The sequence below is a fragment of the Flammeovirga sp. SJP92 genome (assembly GCF_001583495.1).
GTDB lineage: Bacteria > Bacteroidota > Bacteroidia > Cytophagales > Flammeovirgaceae > Flammeovirga.
This window is the reverse complement of record NZ_LQAQ01000014.1, coordinates 88,843-106,392: the sequence shown is the minus strand read 5'-3', so window position 1 is coordinate 106,392 and position 17,550 is coordinate 88,843. Positions and strand designations below refer to the sequence as shown.

Below are 17,550 nucleotides of genomic sequence, written 5' to 3'. Positions count from 1 at the left end.
GCTAAAATTTATTTTTATACATCATTGACTCTACAGGTTTCATGGTCCTGTCGATGTATTTTGCGTCTTTTTTAATATGGTAATAATTTGTGATATCTCCCTCAACTTTAAAATAAAATAACTGTCCAATTGGCATATTTTTATAAAGTCTAACAGGTTGAGCAACGCTAATCTCTAAAGTCCAAGTATTACAGAACCCCACATCGCCGGCTCTTGAATTGGCATTGATGCTGATTCCAAGCCTTCCCACACTGGAAAGCCCTTCTAGAAAAGCAACATGTTCAAGTGTTTCTGTATACTCTTTTGTTACGCCAAGATATATTTTTCCCGGATGAAGAATAATGCCTTCATCTGGGATCTCAAAGGTTTCAATTTCGTTGTGTGCTTTGGCATCTAGAACCTCATTTTTGTAAACAGCAAGATGTCTACCCAAATGAACATCATAAGAGTTAGTTCCCAAGCATTCTTCGTTGAAAGGCTCAATAAGTATTGTGCCCTTTTCTATTTCTTCTAATATTTTAGTGTCTGATAGTATCATTTATTTCCAATGATAGTACTGTAGTTTTAAATTGGAAAATTGTTTTCTTTTTCACAAATGAAATGCCATAGGTTTGTAAGTATTCTTGATATGGCATTTAATTTAAACGAAGACTTAATACAGATTTATTCTACATAAAGTACCAATCCTTTTAAATATTCGTTTTCTGGGTAGAAAATATTGATAGGGTGGCAGTTTGGTTGTGTAGTTTGATGTAAAATTCTCACGTTTCTGTGAGCTTCAGCCGCCGCTTGGAATACAATCTTTCTGAAAAGTTCTTTGTCAATTTTCTGAGAACAAGAGAACGTGAAGATAATTCCACCCGGCTTTATTTTTCTTAAAGCTTTTAAATTGAGTTGTTTGTAACCTCTTGCAGCGGCAGTAACTGCTTTAGCCGATTTTGCAAAGGCAGGTGGATCAAGAATCACTACATCATAGTCGTCTCTTTCCATTTTAGTCAGATGTTCGAAAACATCAGCACAGAACCCTTGGTGTTCTCCATTATCGAAACCATTCAAAACGGCATTTTCATCACAAAGATCAATAGCACCTTGAGAAGCGTCTACAGAATGGACCAAAGTGGCACCGGCCTTAAGAGCGTACATACTGAAACCACCACTATAACTGAATGTATTGAGCACTTTTGCTCCTTTAGAATATTGGCCAACCAATGCTCTTGCATCTCTTTGATCTAAGAAGAAACCAGTTTTCTGACCTGTTTCAACATCCACCCAAAACTTTACCCCATTTTCCAGCACCTCTACTTTTGGAGAACCTTGCTTTTCAGTAAGCCATCCTTTTGGTGTTTCAACATTTTCAAGACGTTTTGAAATTTCTTTACTCTTATTGTAAATTCTTTCAAAACCTAATGCCTGGAATGCTTTGATGATCATTGGAGCGATGCGGTCAACCCCTTTGATCAGAATCTGAAGTGAAATAAGGTCGTCATATACATCAGCAATTAATCCAGGGAAAAAGTCACCTTCACCATGAATTAATCGATAACAATTGGTTTCATCAGTAATTACATGAGCTTTTCTCAACGCATAAGCTTTAGCAATTTTATCGGACCAGTACTCTTGAGAAGTAGGGTCTATTTCTTTTCTAGTATATTCAAATATTCTACAAACAATTTGATTACCAGGAGCATAAAACCCATAGCCTAAACGTTTGTCGTTACTATGTACAATCTCAACAATATCACCATCATTGAGTCCTTCTGGCATTTTTGCTACAGCACCAGAGTAAACCCAAGGATGTCTATTTTCAAGAGCCTTGAGTTTATTTTTTTTGATGTATATTTTTTCCAATTTCTTCTATTTAATGTCAGCTCCTTTCACCTTATTTTTTAATTTCATCAATTTTTCAAAGGCGGCATTTGGCATGGACTTCCTCAAGAGATTGACATATTTTTCATATTTAATTAAAGAATTATAGTATTCATCCACTGCTGGTGAGTCCATTCTTTCTTTAACGATTTTCCATGTCTCCAATTTTGAATCAATCGAGCCTACATCAGACAATCCACCAGCTGCAAATTTTGTTACAAAAACATTAACATGCTGAAAAGGGGCACCCTCATACCATCTGTTGAAAATAAAGTGAAAGTCGGCTGATACTTTCCATTTTTCCCATTCAAAAGGGAATTGAACTAACAGTTCCCTTTTAACAAATAAAGCTTGATGACTGCAGATCATTCCTTTCCATAACTGGTTGGGACTTCCTGCAGTTTTTACTTTGGTTAAATGTTCGTAAACTACTTCATGATCTCCGTATAATAATTGAGCCGCTGGTTGTACTTGGGCAAACATTTTAGAAATTGTGGTATTTTCATAAAATACATCACCAGCATTCATAAAAATAACCCAGTCTCCGGAAGATAATTTTACGCCTTTGTTCATTGCATCATATATGCCTTTATCTTTTTCAGATACATATACATCAATGTCTTTTTTGTATTTTTCAATGATTGCAGGGGTCTTATCATCTGATCCTCCATCTACAACTACGTATTCTATATTTGGATAATCCTGATGAATGACACTCTTTAAAGTGTCTTCGATTTCATTTTCACAATTGAATGAAATAGTGACGACGCTAATTTTAACCATAAATGCAAAGATAATAATCAAAGAATATCTTTTATTAATTATATTCTAATAATTAAGTGTTGTTGTATATTAAAAGAGAGAAGATGCATTATTCATTTCTAATAACTCTTAACGAGCTCATATGAATTTCAACGGAAAGTTTTAAAACAGTAATCATTTCGCTCATCAAAACTGATGATTGTATAAAAAATCCATTTTTATTTTTTCGTAGTTATTTATTTTTTACACTCGAACCTCTTTTTCTTTTGAAGAGAGTATTACTTTATAAATTTCTTTTAATGATAATCGCTGGAGTCAGTAGTACTTCTTTTATTATACACTAAGTGATATCTGGAAATTGAATAATCAGAATAGTAATATACAAAACAGTGGCCAAAATGTAAAAAAATACAACTATTAAGGATGTATCTTTTGACTTTTATGACAAAGGAGTAATTTTGCAGATCAATTTGCTTTTAGAAGCAAGAAAAATCTTAATTAGAAAATGGAGCAACAAATTATAAATGGTATTGCCGAAGCAGTAAAGGCAATTTATGATGTAGAATTACCTACTTCCAGAATTGTATTACAACCTACAAAAAAAGAGTTTGAAGGTTCTTTGACTTTCGTGACTTTTTCATTGACAAAACAATTGGGTAAAAACCCAGTGGAAATCGGTGAGGAAATCGGAAGGTACTTGAAAGAGAACACGGAGGCAGTTGCCGATTATAATATTGTAAAAGGATTCTTAAACTTGGTAATCAGTAAAGGTATTTGGGTAAATACTTTAGCAGAGATTGCTGAGGATAAAAACTACGGTCATTTACCAAGTAACGGTGAAAAAGTGATGGTAGAGTATTCTTCTCCAAATACCAACAAACCTCTTCACCTGGGTCACTTAAGAAATAACTTTTTAGGTCACTCTGTTTCTTTAATTTTAGATGCGGCGGGCTATGATGTACAAAAGGTAAACCTTGTTAATGACAGAGGTATTCATATTTGTAAATCAATGTTGGCTTACACAAAGTTCGGGAAAGGTGAGGAGCCAAGTGAAACATTGAAAGGTGATAAATTAGTGGGTAATTATTATGTAGCTTTTGATAAGGCATACAAATCAGAGATTGCTCAATTAATTGAAGAAAAGAAATCGGACTATCCATCTTTGGAAGGTATTGAAGACTTGAAAGCATTGAAAAAGTCGATAGAGGCAAAAGGTGCTTCCAAGAAAAATAAAATTCCTTTGACGGATGAAGAAAAAGTTCAGATTAAAGATATCAAGGCTTTATTTGAGTATGCAGAGAAAAATGCACCTCTTTTATTAGAGGCTCAAGAAATGCTTAGAAAGTGGGAAGCAGGAGATGAAGAAACTGTGGCCCTTTGGAAGAAAATGAATGATTGGGTATATGCAGGTTTTGCTCAGTCTTATGAAATGATGGGAGTTGAGTTCGATAATGTATATTATGAATCTCAAACTTATCTTCTAGGTAAAGATATCGTTCAAGAAGGTTTAGATAAAGGAGTTTTCTTCAAAAAGGAGAACGGGTCAGTTTGGATCGATCTAAAAGCAGAAAAACTGGATGAGAAACTTGTACTAAGAGGAGATGGTACTGCAGTTTATATGACGCAGGACATGGGTACTGCTGATTTGAAATACAAAGACTTTGGCATGAACAAATCTGTTTATGTTGTGGGTAACGAGCAGGATTACCACTTTAAAGTACTTCAAGCGATCATGAAAAAAATGGGCCGTTCTTATGCTGATGGAATTTATCATTTATCTTATGGTATGGTTGAATTACCTGAAGGTAAAATGAAATCACGTGAAGGAACTGTTGTTGATGCTGATGATTTGATTCAGGAAATGATTGATACCGCTCAAGAAAGAACAGAAGAGTCTGGTAAAATTGACGGCTTCACACCTGAAGAAGCAAAAGTTTTATTCAAGCAACTGGCATTAGGTGCATTGAAATATTACTTATTGAAAGTAGATCCTAAGAAAACGATGCTTTTCAATCCAAAGGAATCAATTGATTTCCAGGGGGATACTGGTGTGTATATTCAATACAATCACGCTAAGATTCAAGCTTTATTAAGAAGAGCGGATAAAGATGGTATTGATTACTCAGCTGAATCATACAAAGGGTTAACTGAAATCTCTGAAGCAGAAGCCGATTTAGTTGCATTATTATCAAAACTAAATGATAAAATTGTTGAATCAGCAGATGCTTATGCTCCATCAATCATTGCAAATTATGCTTTTGATGTGGCAAAACAATACTCTAAAGTATACTCTGAGTCACCAATTTTCAACGAAGAGGATACTAAGAAGAAAGCATTTAGAATTGCGTTGTCAAAACAATCTTCTGATGCTATTAGAATTGCATTAAGCTTGATTGGTGTTCAATCGCCGTCAAGAATGTAAGAAATAGATATTCAAATAGTTAAAAGGCTACTTTTTCACTGAGGAAGTAGCCTTTTATCATTTTTAGTAGAAAGTTCTATACAGTAGTTGGAATAGGTTTTGGTTTTTTATCATCATCAATAGAAACATACACAAAAGTACCTTCAGTAACCAAATAGTTATGGAGGTCAGTGTGTCCTTTTAATAACGGCTTTGCCCATACTTCCAGATGGATTTTAAGAGAAGTTCTGCCCGTTTTAATAACTTCTCCATAAACACAAACAGCATCTCCTACACTTACTGGCTTATGGAAAGTCATGCCATCGACAGCAACAGTAACAGTTCTTCCCAATGCTGTTTCTTTTGCTAAAATTCCACCGGCAATATCCATTTGTGACATAATCCAACCACCAAAAATATCTCCGTTTGCATTGGTATCAGCAGGCATAGCTAGGGTACGTAGTAATAATTCCCCTTTGGGAGTTTTCTCGTCCAACATAATCAAAAAGTTTAGGTGTATAATGTGCGAATATATGAATATTTATTTTCTATTATGATTTGTTTAAGAAATAAGATTTTAGTGTATTATTTACAGGTAAAATATTATTATTTTGATAATACAAGAATAGCGTTTTTGTAAAGTGTTGAAAATCTGAATATTAAGATAAATTGATTCTAAATAATAAATTAATATAGATTTTTTAATATTTTAATGCATACTTCTAATATTTTTGGCTACCTTGCATGTATATGAGTTGAGTTTCTTATTTATAACTATTTAAAATACGGTAGTTTCCAGTTTTGGATCGTTTTTCACATTTGATATTTCATCTCAATATTTGTTTTTTTTATTACCATTTTTATTTGTTGAAGATGAATATCTTTGTAGCAAAATTAAATTATAATACTCAAGAAGAAGCATTAAGAGTATTATTTGAAAACTTCGGGGAAGTATCCTCTGCTAAAGTAGTTTATGATCGTGAAACGGAGCGTTCTAAAGGTTTTGGTTTCGTTGAGATGCCAAACGATGAGGAAGCAACTACTGCTATCGAGCAATTGAATGAGTCAGAATTAGATGGCCGTACTATTGTAGTAAAACAAGCTCGTCCACGTGAAAACAACGGTGGAAACCGTGGTGGTGGATATGGTGGCGGTAACCGCGGTGGCGGTTACGGCGGAGGTGGTTACAATAGAGGTGGTGGAAGATACTAATTCCATAACATCTAAGTAATTATATCAAAAGGTCTAGCAACTGAGGTTGTTAGACCTTTTTTCTTTTGCCCAAAGAATTTACTAACTTATTGTAATCTCATTGCATTTATACCCAAAAACAATCATGAAATGAATTTTAAAAAGTTCGTTCTATTCGTATTCTCTTTTATATTCCTTGTTCCAATAATCAGCGCCCAAAACAAAAATGAAACTCTGTCCCAAGAAAAGTTGCAAATGTATAAAGAGATCCAAAGTCTTATTATAGCAGATTCAATTTATAGAGATTTTCTCCGTAGGCAGTTAGCAAAACTTGATTCATTATCAGATAAAAGTTCAAAGAAACAGGTAAAGTTTTTTGCGAAAGGGAAGCCAGTGATTCCTTTTGAGGATACGTTGTTTTTTGTCCATCGAAGAAATAAATTATCTGCATTGGAAAGAGCATCGTCGCTTTCTGATTCCATTACAGAAATAGCTGAAAATACGCTTTATCTTATCGATTCGGTAGAATTACAAGTCTTTGATTCAAATTATCAGTTAGTTTATCAGGAAACTGTTTTGCACACTGTGGATTCTATTGATGCATCATTAACAGAAATGTCAATATTGAACTTAGCAAAGTTTAGGCAGGAACAGATTAATGATGCATTAAGAGAAAAGATCAACTATCAAGGACAAGTTTCTGGAATCATTGCCTTAATTGGACTGATGATCTTATTAATTTTGATAGTTCTCATTAATAGAGGATTTAGAGTGACAATGATAAAAGTAATTCGGGATGAGAAAGGATGGTTCAGAAGTAAGACAGTTAAAAATGTAAGGATTCTAACAGAGGAAAATCAAATATTAATAGCGAAGTATTTATTAGTAGGAATTAGACTTGCTTTAATTATTATTTTGGTCTCTCTTTATTTACCCATAGTAGGTCGTTTTTCTCCACCCTTCAGAGATTTTTCTGATGAAGTTTTTGGTTACATTATAGACCCTTTTGTTGAGATTATATATGCAATAATTGCTTATACACCAAGTTTGCTAAAAATTGCGGTCATCATTTTAGTATTCCATTTTACAATTAGAATCATAAAAACATTTGCGAAAGCAATTGCAGAAGGTAGGTTAAGGATCAACGGTTTTTACCCTGATTGGGTGCCACCAACGATGAAGATTATCAAGTTTGTACTTTATACTTTTATGGTGATCATGATTTTTCCACTATTGCCAGGTGCAGAATCACAGGAGTTTAGAGGTATTTCAGTATTTGTTGGTGTATTACTTTCTATAGGTTCTACTTCTGTAATCACTAATGCAATCAGTGGTATTGTGATTACTTACATGAGAAGGTTCAAGATAGGGGATTGGATAAAAATTAATGATGTGATGGGTGAAGTAGTGGAAAGGTCATTATTCGTAACACGGCTGAAGTCTTCAAAAAATGAAATTATAACCATTCCCAATAGTAAAATATCAGAATCCAATACCATCAATTATTCTCAACCCATCAACCGATACAAACTAATTATTCATACTACAGTTACCATTGGTTATGATGTTCCATGGAGAAAAGTTCATGAAATGTTGAAGGAAGCTGCGGAGATGACAGAAGGCCTGATTGCAGGAGAAATTCCTTTTGTCTTACAAACCTCATTGGATGATTATTACGTGAGTTATCAATTAAACGCACATACAAAATTACCTCAAAAAATACCAAGAATCTATTCAAGGTTACATCAAAATATTCAAGATATTTTTGCAAGAGAAAATGTGGAAATAATGTCACCACATTACAGAGCAAATAGGGAAGATAACGAGACTACAATACCCGACTTTAAATTAATGAAAGATGAAAATCCACTGTCTCGAGGAGTAGATGATCATGAGCAGAAAAATCAGGATGGGGAGGATGAAAAAAGTTAATAAGAATTTGATATTGATGAATTCAAAAACTTTTGTCAATTTCGTCGTATGAATTTGTTGATTAAGAATATTAAAATTCTTTGGAAAATAGTTTTTGTTGGAAAGGCTGTTTTACATCAGAAGTTGTTTATAAAAAAACATTTCATTCCCCAAATTAGACCATTTTTTAAAAATGCAGATCAAACATTAACTGAAACAGATTATAATAAGATCACGAAATATTATGGTTTAATTGTACCTTCAATTTTAGGGGAATTACTTTGTCTTTTAAGAGGTAAGAAAATGTCTTTTGTAGAAAGAAAATATGGTACTTACCAAAGTAGTCTAACGGGCTTGGTGGATGATTTTTTTGATGTACACGATTTTACTCTTGAAGAAGTGAAAAAGATCGTTTCATTTCAGAAAAGACCCATTACATCTACAGAACAGTTATCTACTTTTTTACATCGCGAAAGCATTGACTTTTATAAAAACCGAAAAGGGTATATTGAAAGTTTAGATCGTGTATTACAAGTGCAAGAAGATAGTAGACAACAGTTGATTCAAGGTGTATTGGATAAAGATGATTTAATAGATTTGACAATTCGAAAAGGTGGAGAATCATTCCTTTATTTTATTCGATTATACCTTAGTGAGATAACTCCAGAAGAAGATGATTTCTTTTATTTATTGGGAGGCGTGACTCAGTTTAGCAATGATATCTTTGATTTGTATGAAGACCTTGAAGAAAATGTTGATACTTTATTAACTACATCAAGCTCAGTAGAAGAGGTGAGAACGTTGTACTATGAACTGATTATAAAAGTTTTTCAAAAAGCATCGAAGACCAATTTCAGTAGTATTGAAACTTTTCTTGAGTTTTATAGCATTGGGGTATTCAATAGGTGCGTAGTCTGCTTAGATCAATACGAACAACTTCAGCAACAATCTTCTTTAAATACATTTCAACCGAAAAGCTACACTCGTGAACAGCTGATCTGTGATATGGAAAAACCTGCAAATTTGATGAAGTCGCTAACTATGGATATAAAAAAAGAGATCAATTTTTCATCAATCTCTTCAAAGTAATTATTTTTTAGGATTAAGTATTAACCTGTTCAATACAGTACTTAACTATTCTTAATCATAGGGATGGATAAAACGGTTACAGCTGAAACCATAATAGCAACTAATGAAGCCATTACAACACCAAGCTGAGTATTAGCATTAATAGCTGTTTGAATAACTCCAATATCTAAAATTAGAAAAACAGTAGGTACGATAAATAGCAAAAACTTTTTCATGATTCGTTGTTGTTTAAGTGTGTGTTATTTAGTGTATTATATATTTTAATACGTAATTGAGAGTTGGTTAGATTATGACATTAACATTTGATACAAATCTTTCACTTATAAAAAAAAAAATCACTTGATTCTTGAATTTTCATCTAATAAATTGTGAAAAATTTGATCAACTGATGTTAACAAGAAGACCACGCCGTAACAGAAAGTCAGCAGGAATTCGTCAAATGGTTCAAGAAACTATATTGACAGTAGATGACTTCATTTTCCCTTTATTTATGATTGAAGGTGAAAATAAAAAAGAAGAGATACCTTCAATGCCAGGTATTTATAGATATACATTGGACCATTTAATGGTTGAAATAGGGGAGTGTTTAGATTTAGGAATTAAATCATTTTGCCTTTTCCCATCATTAGGTGAAGATAAAAAAGACAGTATGGCTACCGAGGGAAGTAATCCAGAAGGTCTTTATCAAGTAGCATTGTCTTCAATTAAAGAAAAATATCCTGAAGCTGTTTTAATGACAGATGTGGCAATGGATCCATATAGTTCTGACGGTCATGATGGTATTGTAAAAGAAGGCAAAATCATTAATGATGAAACGTTAGAAGTCCTTGGGAAAATGGCTTTAGCACAGGCAAAAGCAGGTGCTGATATTATAGGACCTTCAGATATGATGGATGGTAGAATAGGTTATATCCGTGAGGTATTAGATGATAACGGATACACTGATGTTTCGATCATGTCTTATTCTGCTAAGTATGCTTCTGCATTTTATGGTCCTTTCCGTGATGCATTGGATTCAGCTCCAAAATTTGGAGACAAGAAGACCTATCAAATGGATCCTGCAAATGTAAAAGAAGCATTAATTGAAGCGGAATTAGACTACGTTGAAGGTGCTGATTTCCTTATGGTGAAGCCTGCATTATCTTATCTTGATATCATTAAAACATTGTCAGACAACTTTGACATACCAATTACAGCTTATAATGTATCTGGTGAATATGCAATGTTGAAAGCAGCCGCTCAAAACGGTTGGTTAGAAAACGATAAAACAATGATGGAGATGCTTTTAAGTATCAAAAGGGCAGGAGCAAGTGCTATCTTGACTTATTTTGCGAAAGAAGCAGCTGTGCTTTTGAAAAAGTAATTTTTTCCTGAATACATATTGAAAGCTTTCTATTGGAGAATGAATTCTACCAATAGAAAGCTTTTTTATGCATATTTATATGACGATCATTCAAAGTAAAAACTAAAAGATGCATTACTCGATACAAAAAAACGAAGCTCATCCTTATTTTCTCTCCATTCAATTGACGTTTGAAGTAGAAGATAATCATACTTTATTAAGACTTCCTTTGTGGAGACCGGGCAGATATCAAGCCCAGAATTTTGCAAAAAACATTAGAGAAATATCACCTTCTAAAGGTCAGTTAAGAGTACATGGTAGAAATGAATGGAAATTAACGGGAATTGAAAAGGGAAACCTGGTTACTATATCTTATGAATATTATGCAAGACATCAGGATGCGGGAGGAACATGGTTGAGTGATCAATTCTGCTTGATTAATTTTATAGGATGTGCAATAGTTCCTGAGTATAAATTGAGCCATAAGATTACTGTAGGGTTAAAGTTTGATGAGGGATTTGAAGTGGCAACATCTGCTTCTCAAGTAGAAAATCAGTTTGTGTTTGACGACTTTGAAGATTTAACGGAATCACCAATTCTATTAGGAAAACAACTTCATCATGGGAGTTTTGAGTATATGAATGCAACACATCATATTTGGTTGCAGGGTGATGTGGATCCTGATTGGGATAAAACTATTCAAGATTTTAAGTCTTTTACAAAAATTCAGCTTGACATTTTTAAATCATTCCCCCATAAAGACTATCATTATTTATGTGTTCTTCCTCTATTTAAACACTATCATGGAGTTGAACATCACAAAAATACAGTGATCACCTTGGGACCTTCTAGTGAGTTCACTCAAGATGATTTTTATAATAATTTATTAGGAGTTAGTTCTCATGAGCTATTCCATGTTTGGAATATTAAGCAAATAAGACCTGAAGAATTATTACCTTATAACCTATTTAAGGAAACGTATTTTGATACTGGATATGTAGCGGAGGGAATTACTACTTATTATGGAGATGCCTGTTTGTATAGGGCAGGGGTTTTTAGTGAAGAACAATATAAGAAAGAACTAAACACTTTATTGGATCGACATTTTGAAAACCAAGGCCGATTTGTAAAATCTATTGCAGATTCCTCTTTAGAATTATGGCTAGATGGATATGAGAAAGGAATTCCTGCTCGAAAAACATCTATTTACGTTAAAGGAGCTTTAGTTGCCTTGATGCTTGACAGTAAAATTCAAAGTATTACCAATAAGTCGAAAAGTTTAGATGATGTGATGTTTTTATTGTATCAGCAAAAGAACTTGAAAAAGGGTGGGTATACATCTAAAGACTTTCAGTCTATTGTAGAAGAGGTTTGTGGTAGTGATTTCGAAGCGTTTTTCTCCAATTATATTTATGGGGTAAAACCTTTAGAGGAAGAATTGAAAGAAGACCTAGAGTTTTTAGGTTGGGAGGTAGAAAAAGGTAATTCTAAGAGCAGATGGATGAGTGATTTCGGTATAAAACTATCCAATTCTGGCGAAGTTACGGATGTAGCTTATAACAATACTGATGATATACAGGTCGGTGATGTATTTAAATATTGCAACCAACAAAAAGTGACATCATGGGAAAATTTCATAGAGAAAAAGGATAAAATTGACATTTTTCTAGAAAGAGATGGACAAATAGTTGCAAAACAGTTAATTGCAAAGAAAAATATGTACTATTCAAAGTTAAGTATAATTTAATATAGTTATCTTTGAGAGATAATGTTTAAGCACGACTTTGGAATTTTATAAATAATACAAATAGAAGTTGCTTCTCGATATAACATTTAATTTAAAAACTCAATTTCATATCTGACTGACATGAAAAATTTACTATTACTTTTTTTATTTCTGACTTCAAACGCTGTATTCGCTCAAGAGAAAAATCCTATTGAATTGTTCTTTAAAAACGCTGAGAAGTTCAGGGTGGCCAAAGATTATCATAGGGCAATAGTCGAGTATGAGCAAGCTATCTCATTGGCTGATACTGTTGCAAAAGTACACTATTGGAAAGGTGTATGTAATTTGATGATTAAAGATACCACTAGGGCTCTTGAAGATTGGCAGAAAGTGATTGCATTAGATAATAATTACTTGCCTGTATATCCTGCACTTTCGAAAGTATATCAAAATCAAAAGAGCTATACTCAATACAAGAAAAATGTTGATCAGTGGTTATTGATTGAAAAGGATCCAATAAAAAAAATAAATTTATGTGTTGAAACTGCAAATTTCTTCTTTTATCAAGATCGTTTTCAAGATGCAAGAATTTATTCTCAAAATGCATTGAAGATAGCACCGGATAATACTGAATCATTGTATTTGGATGCTCAAATTACCAACAATTTGGGTAAGTATACTGAATCAATTGCAACAATAGACAAAATATTGAGTCAGTTTCCAGAAAATGCACCAATAAATCAAACAGCGAAATATTATTACGAAAAAGGAATGGCTTATTATCTTATGGAAGATTATAACAATGCTATGCCTATCTTAAATAAAGCTGATGTTGGTCCATATAAGCCATTCATTACAAAGTTAAAACCGGATTATTTCTTCGCTGTAGCTTCTGCATATGAAGATATTTATAACTTTGAGCAAGCAAAGACAATGTTGGAAAAGGCAATGAAAATTGATCCTACTTATATCAAAGCAAATATTTTATTAGCTGATATTATAGTGAGAGAAGAACATCATCACAAAGGGATTCACCTTTTTGAATTAGGACTTAAAGATTACAAAGGATTCGATAAGTTATATCTAAAAGCTTATGATCAGTTTATAGATATCCTGATTTGTTCACAGAAGTATGAAAAGGCATTGAAATACGCTGATGAATGTTTAGCGAACTTCCAAGGAGCAAGAAATATCTTATACTATAAACTAGTTGCTCAATATAAATTGGGGAAAAGAGAAGATGCAATCAATACAGGTCTTAACCTATTAAGTAATTCGAATGTATCTCCACAAGAGTTTGTGAAATACAGTTTATTGATGGGATACATCTACAATAAACAGAATTTTCCAAAATGTATCCAGTCTTTTCAAGATGCTAGAAAAGGACCATACTTCCCTGCAGCCACTTATTCTATAGAATCTTTTAATTCTGAAAATGAGGGAGGGGCACAGTTGTAGAGTCTGATATTAATAAAAAGGAACAGCCTGAATAAAGTTTTAATGTCTTTATTCAGGCTGTTCCTTTTTGTATTAGAAAGTATCAATGATTACCTCTCAGCTAATACATCTACATTTTTCTGGAAGTCTTGATAAGTTAATTCAATACCTTCCTTTAAATCTACTTTATGCTTCCATCCAGCATTATGAAGTAGAGAAACATCCATTAATTTTCGTGGAGTTCCATCAGGTTTTGTGCTGTCCCAAACCAATTCTCCTTCAAAACCTACAACTTCTTTAATTGTTTCTGCTAACTCTTTAATACTTAAATCAACACCTGTTCCTACATTCACAAACTGTTTCTCATCATAGTTTTGCATTAGGTAGAAACAAGCTTCTGCTAAGTCATCTACAAACATAAACTCCCTAAGAGGAGAACCAGTACCCCAAACTTCTACAGTTGGCTCATTATTTACCTTAGCTTCATGGAATTTTCTTAATAAAGCTGGAAGAACATGAGAGTTCTTTGGATGGTAATTATCATTGTAGCCGTATAAGTTTGTGGGCATAGCAGAAATGAAGTTACACCCGTATTGATCTCTATAAGCCTCACACATTTTAATACCTGATATTTTAGCAATAGCATAAGGCTCATTTGTTTGCTCTAAGGTATCAGTTAAAAGGTATTCTTCTTTTAAAGGTTGTGGAGCTAATTTTGGATATATACAAGATGAACCTAAGAACATTAATTTCTTAACTCCTTGTACATAGCTTTGATGAATCACGTTATTTTGAATCATCAAGTTTTCATATAGAAATTGACCTCTATAAATATTATTTGCTAAAATACCTCCAACTTTAGCAGCTGCTAAAAAAACATATTCAGGCTTTTCTTCTTCAAAAAATATTTTAACAGCTACTTGATCTGTTAAGTTTAACTCAGAAGAAGTTTTAGTAATAATATTAGAAAAACCTTCTTTTTCAAGTTTTCTAACAATTGCTGAACCGACCATTCCTCTATGACCAGCTACATATATTTTTGAATTCTTATCCATAGTTAGAATTGATTTTACCTCAAAAGCCCATAACTAGGGTTACGGGCTTTTTGAAGAATAACTTTATATTTTTATTATTCGTATTGGTTTAGAATGTCATGACCACCTTCCAAAAGGTATTTCTCCTTCTTGAATAATTTAAGGTCAGATTGCATCATATCTTTCACCAATCCGTCTAGATCATACTCTAATTCCCAACCTAATTTTTCCTTAGATTTTGTAGGGTCACCAATCAATAGATCTACTTCAGTAGGACGGAAGTATTGAGGATCAACCTTTAGTACAACTTGCCCAACTTCTACTTGATATTCAGGATTATTACAAGACTTAATTTTTGCGATTTCATCAACACCTTCACCTTCGAATTCTAATTCAATTCCTACTTCAGCAAAAGACATTTTTACAAAGTCACGGATTGTTGTAGTAACACCTGTGGCAATAACAAAATCTTCAGCTTTATCTTGTTGAAGAATTAACCACATTGCTTTTACATAATCCTTTGCATGACCCCAGTCACGTTTTGAATTAAGGTTGCCAAGGTAAAGAGTATCTTGAAGCCCTAAAGCAATTTTTGAAACAGCTCTTGTAATTTTACGAGTAACAAAAGTTTCTCCACGAATAGGAGATTCATGGTTGAACAAAATACCATTACAAGCGTACATATTGTAAGCTTCACGGTAGTTTACTGTAATCCAATAGCCATAAAGTTTAGCAACTGCATATGGAGAACGAGGATAGAAAGGAGTAGTTTCCTTTTGAGGTACCTCTTGCACTAAACCATATAATTCTGATGTAGATGCTTGATAGATTCTTGTTTTTTCAGTTAAACCTAACAATCTAACAGCTTCAAGTATTCTAAGTGTACCTAACGCATCAACATTTCCAACATATTCTGGAGTATCAAAACTTACACGAACATGAGACATCGCTCCAAGGTTGTAAATCTCATCTGGTTGAACCTCTTGAATAATTCTAGTAAGATTCATAGAATCAGTTAGATCACCATAATGTAATTTAAGTTTTACATCAGTCTCATGAGGATCTTGATATAAATGATCAATTCTATCTGTATTGAATAAAGAAGAACGGCGTTTAATACCGTGTACTTCGTAACCTTTTTCAAGTAATAGTTCAGTTAGGTAAGCACCATCTTGACCTGTAATACCTGTAATTAACGCTTTTTTCATAAAAAATTAATATGCTTTTTTGTCACCTAAAACCATAGATGTTGCTGTTCTTATAATAATTTTTAAATCTAATGGAAAATTCCAATTATTTATATAAAAAAGATCTAAACGTACTCGACCTCTCATTGCATAATTATCATTTTCTGTTTCTCCTCTATAGCCACTTACCTGAGCAAGACCTGTGATACCGGGTTTAACAGAATGTCTTTTCATGAATTTCTGAATAATATTAGCATACATCCCAGTGTGTGCTTCCATGTGTGGTCTTGGTCCAACGATAGACATATTACCCATTAACACATTAAAGAATTGAGGTAATTCATCAATAGAGGTTTTTCTTATAAATTTACCAATTTTAGTAATTCTACTATCTGTTTTCGAAGCTTGTACTTTATCCGAATCATTATTAACCCTCATTGACCTTAATTTATAGCAATCAAAACTATAACCATTTAAACCCGTTCTTTTCTGTTTAAAGAATATTGGCCCTCTAGATTCTAGCTTTATTAATATTCCAATAAAAGGTACTAACCAAGATAAAACGAATATGATGACACCTAATGAAAACGCTAAATCAAAACATCTTTTCAAAAATTGGTTTCCAAAATCGTTTAAAGGATGATTAGTTAAATTAATGATAGGTTGACCATCGATTTCACTAAAATTAAGACTTGTTTTGCCAATTGTGTTACATTCAGTAAATAGTTTTATTTGAACAAAATTAGTCTCTCCCCAATGTATTAACTTTTCGAGCTTTTGATGATTCACTGAAGGTAATCCACAATATATCTCATTAACATTGTTGGTTTTTACAAAGTTTAACATGTGGTTTATGTCACTATCTTCATTAGAATCAAAAAAGTCAATAAAATGGAGGCCGTATTGTGGGTTCTGAACTAACTTACTAGATAATTTTAAGCCACTATTTTTATTTCCATAAACTATAACCTGCTTAAAGCTACGTCCATTTCTTCTATATATTTTTAAAAGCTGTGCTATAAACAGTTTTAGTATTAGTGTGAGTGTAGAGAAGGTTATTAATAATTGAGCCAAAAATTCCCGTGATAAAATACCAAGTTTTAAGAAAAATATGAAAATTGTAATAAATGAAACCTGTAAAAATAGAGCATAGAAAGTGTTTACTGCTATTTTAAAGTTACTAATTGTTCTAGTTAGCTTGTAAGACTTAGAAATAATAGCAATCAGGATCCATGAAACATTAACAAAAGAATATAAAAAGGTATAATGTAATGAAATGTTTTGATTAAAAATAGTTTCGTTAAATCTTAGGAAGAAAAGGACATTAAATACTATATTTAAAAGAACTAATTCAATTAAAAGTATTATTTGATCTAGGTAATCTATTCTCTTTTTCATTTAGTAAGAAGTAATTTAAAAGTAACTAACAAATACCTGGGCTTGAGTAAAGATAGAGTTTATGAGTCTTTTTATAGCTACAGCAAGCTTGTTCTAACCCAAGAGAAATCTATATTTTAAAAGTCTATTCTATTTCCTAAAAAAGGAAATCAAAAACAGCACCAATTCATAAAAAATTTTAAAATATGATGTAATTTTGCGTTCAA

The 17,550-nt window shown here is 32.7% G+C and carries 15 protein-coding genes; 7 read left to right on the top strand and 8 right to left on the bottom strand.

Annotated features, from left to right (window positions below; translation table 11 throughout):
* Position 1: 1 nt before the first annotated feature.
* The 3 genes from dcd to AVL50_RS01290 all read right to left on the bottom strand — a co-directional run bounded on the left by dcd (position 2) and on the right by AVL50_RS01290 (position 2,649).
* Entirely contained in the window at positions 2-538 is a 537-nt protein-coding gene (gene dcd, locus AVL50_RS01300) for a dCTP deaminase (protein ID WP_062614670.1), read from the bottom strand.
* Between the two features lie 125 nt (positions 539-663).
* On the bottom strand, positions 664-1,848 hold the full coding sequence (locus AVL50_RS01295; protein ID WP_062614669.1) for a class I SAM-dependent rRNA methyltransferase: 1,185 nt from the start codon (positions 1,846-1,848) through the stop codon (positions 664-666).
* Between the two features lie 6 nt (positions 1,849-1,854).
* Positions 1,855-2,649 (bottom strand): glycosyltransferase family 2 protein, encoded by a 795-nt coding sequence (locus AVL50_RS01290; protein ID WP_062614668.1) that lies wholly within the window; start codon positions 2,647-2,649, stop codon positions 1,855-1,857.
* Positions 2,650-3,133: 484 nt separating this feature from the next.
* Here AVL50_RS01290 and AVL50_RS01285 point away from each other — a divergent pair, with 484 nt between their 5' ends.
* Complete coding sequence (locus AVL50_RS01285; protein ID WP_062614667.1) at positions 3,134-5,050, top strand: arginine--tRNA ligase; 1,917 nt, start codon at positions 3,134-3,136, stop codon at positions 5,048-5,050.
* A gap of 76 nt (positions 5,051-5,126) precedes the next feature.
* Here AVL50_RS01285 and yciA read toward each other — a convergent pair whose 3' ends face one another.
* Positions 5,127-5,528 carry an acyl-CoA thioester hydrolase YciA gene (gene yciA / locus AVL50_RS01280; protein WP_062614666.1) on the bottom strand — a complete coding sequence of 134 codons (402 nt, stop codon included), beginning with the start codon at positions 5,526-5,528 and terminating at the stop codon, positions 5,127-5,129.
* Between the two features lie 374 nt (positions 5,529-5,902).
* Here yciA and AVL50_RS01275 point away from each other — a divergent pair, with 374 nt between their 5' ends.
* The 3 genes from AVL50_RS01275 to AVL50_RS01265 all read left to right on the top strand — a co-directional run bounded on the left by AVL50_RS01275 (position 5,903) and on the right by AVL50_RS01265 (position 9,220).
* Positions 5,903-6,241 carry an RNA-binding protein gene (locus AVL50_RS01275; RefSeq protein ID WP_062614665.1) on the top strand — a complete coding sequence of 113 codons (339 nt, stop codon included), beginning with the start codon at positions 5,903-5,905 and terminating at the stop codon, positions 6,239-6,241.
* A 234-nt stretch (positions 6,242-6,475) separates the two neighbouring features.
* Positions 6,476-8,152: a mechanosensitive ion channel family protein gene (locus AVL50_RS01270; protein ID WP_172826739.1), complete on the top strand. Its 1,677-nt coding sequence runs from the start codon at positions 6,476-6,478 to the stop codon at positions 8,150-8,152.
* A gap of 57 nt (positions 8,153-8,209) precedes the next feature.
* Positions 8,210-9,220: a hypothetical protein gene (locus AVL50_RS01265; protein ID WP_172826738.1), complete on the top strand. Its 1,011-nt coding sequence runs from the start codon at positions 8,210-8,212 to the stop codon at positions 9,218-9,220.
* Positions 9,221-9,261: 41 nt separating this feature from the next.
* On the opposite strand, the gene AVL50_RS32855 is transcribed toward AVL50_RS01265, so the two are convergent.
* A complete protein-coding gene (locus AVL50_RS32855) occupies positions 9,262-9,435 on the bottom strand; it encodes a hypothetical protein (protein ID WP_157491089.1) in 174 nt (57 codons plus the stop codon).
* A 170-nt stretch (positions 9,436-9,605) separates the two neighbouring features.
* On the opposite strand from AVL50_RS32855, the gene hemB reads away from it, so the two are divergent.
* The 3 genes from hemB to AVL50_RS01250 all read left to right on the top strand — a co-directional run bounded on the left by hemB (position 9,606) and on the right by AVL50_RS01250 (position 13,746).
* Entirely contained in the window at positions 9,606-10,583 is a 978-nt protein-coding gene (gene hemB, locus AVL50_RS01260) for a porphobilinogen synthase (protein ID WP_062614704.1), read from the top strand.
* Between the two features lie 109 nt (positions 10,584-10,692).
* Positions 10,693-12,309, top strand: a complete 1,617-nt coding sequence (locus AVL50_RS01255) for a M61 family metallopeptidase (protein WP_062614662.1) — start codon at positions 10,693-10,695, stop codon at positions 12,307-12,309.
* Positions 12,310-12,429: 120 nt separating this feature from the next.
* On the top strand, positions 12,430-13,746 hold the full coding sequence (locus AVL50_RS01250) for a hypothetical protein (protein ID WP_062614661.1): 1,317 nt from the start codon (positions 12,430-12,432) through the stop codon (positions 13,744-13,746).
* Positions 13,747-13,835: 89 nt separating this feature from the next.
* On the opposite strand, the gene AVL50_RS01245 is transcribed toward AVL50_RS01250, so the two are convergent.
* The 3 genes from AVL50_RS01245 to AVL50_RS01235 form a co-directional block, all read right to left on the bottom strand.
* Complete coding sequence (locus tag AVL50_RS01245) at positions 13,836-14,780, bottom strand: GDP-L-fucose synthase (RefSeq protein ID WP_062614660.1); 945 nt, start codon at positions 14,778-14,780, stop codon at positions 13,836-13,838.
* Between the two features lie 74 nt (positions 14,781-14,854).
* Positions 14,855-15,967, bottom strand: coding sequence for a GDP-mannose 4,6-dehydratase (gene gmd / locus AVL50_RS01240; RefSeq protein WP_062614659.1), 1,113 nt, complete (start codon positions 15,965-15,967; stop codon positions 14,855-14,857).
* A gap of 6 nt (positions 15,968-15,973) precedes the next feature.
* Positions 15,974-17,344, bottom strand: coding sequence for an undecaprenyl-phosphate glucose phosphotransferase (locus tag AVL50_RS01235; RefSeq protein WP_062614658.1), 1,371 nt, complete (start codon positions 17,342-17,344; stop codon positions 15,974-15,976).
* Positions 17,345-17,550 lie beyond the last annotated feature (206 nt).

Coding starts and splice junctions, on each gene's coding strand:
- AVL50_RS01235 (WP_062614658.1), bottom strand. CDS start 17,344: ATGAAAAAGAGAATAGATTACCTAGATCAAATAATACTTTTAATTGAA.
- gmd (WP_062614659.1), bottom strand. CDS start 15,967: ATGAAAAAAGCGTTAATTACAGGTATTACAGGTCAAGATGGTGCTTAC.
- AVL50_RS01250 (WP_062614661.1), top strand. CDS start 12,430: ATGAAAAATTTACTATTACTTTTTTTATTTCTGACTTCAAACGCTGTA.
- AVL50_RS32855 (WP_157491089.1), bottom strand. CDS start 9,435: ATGAAAAAGTTTTTGCTATTTATCGTACCTACTGTTTTTCTAATTTTA.
- AVL50_RS01290 (WP_062614668.1), bottom strand. CDS start 2,649: ATGGTTAAAATTAGCGTCGTCACTATTTCATTCAATTGTGAAAATGAA.
- AVL50_RS01245 (WP_062614660.1), bottom strand. CDS start 14,780: ATGGATAAGAATTCAAAAATATATGTAGCTGGTCATAGAGGAATGGTC.
- AVL50_RS01285 (WP_062614667.1), top strand. CDS start 3,134: ATGGAGCAACAAATTATAAATGGTATTGCCGAAGCAGTAAAGGCAATT.
- AVL50_RS01270 (WP_172826739.1), top strand. CDS start 6,476: ATGTATAAAGAGATCCAAAGTCTTATTATAGCAGATTCAATTTATAGA.
- AVL50_RS01255 (WP_062614662.1), top strand. CDS start 10,693: ATGCATTACTCGATACAAAAAAACGAAGCTCATCCTTATTTTCTCTCC.
- AVL50_RS01275 (WP_062614665.1), top strand. CDS start 5,903: ATGAATATCTTTGTAGCAAAATTAAATTATAATACTCAAGAAGAAGCA.
- yciA (WP_062614666.1), bottom strand. CDS start 5,528: ATGTTGGACGAGAAAACTCCCAAAGGGGAATTATTACTACGTACCCTA.
- dcd (WP_062614670.1), bottom strand. CDS start 538: ATGATACTATCAGACACTAAAATATTAGAAGAAATAGAAAAGGGCACA.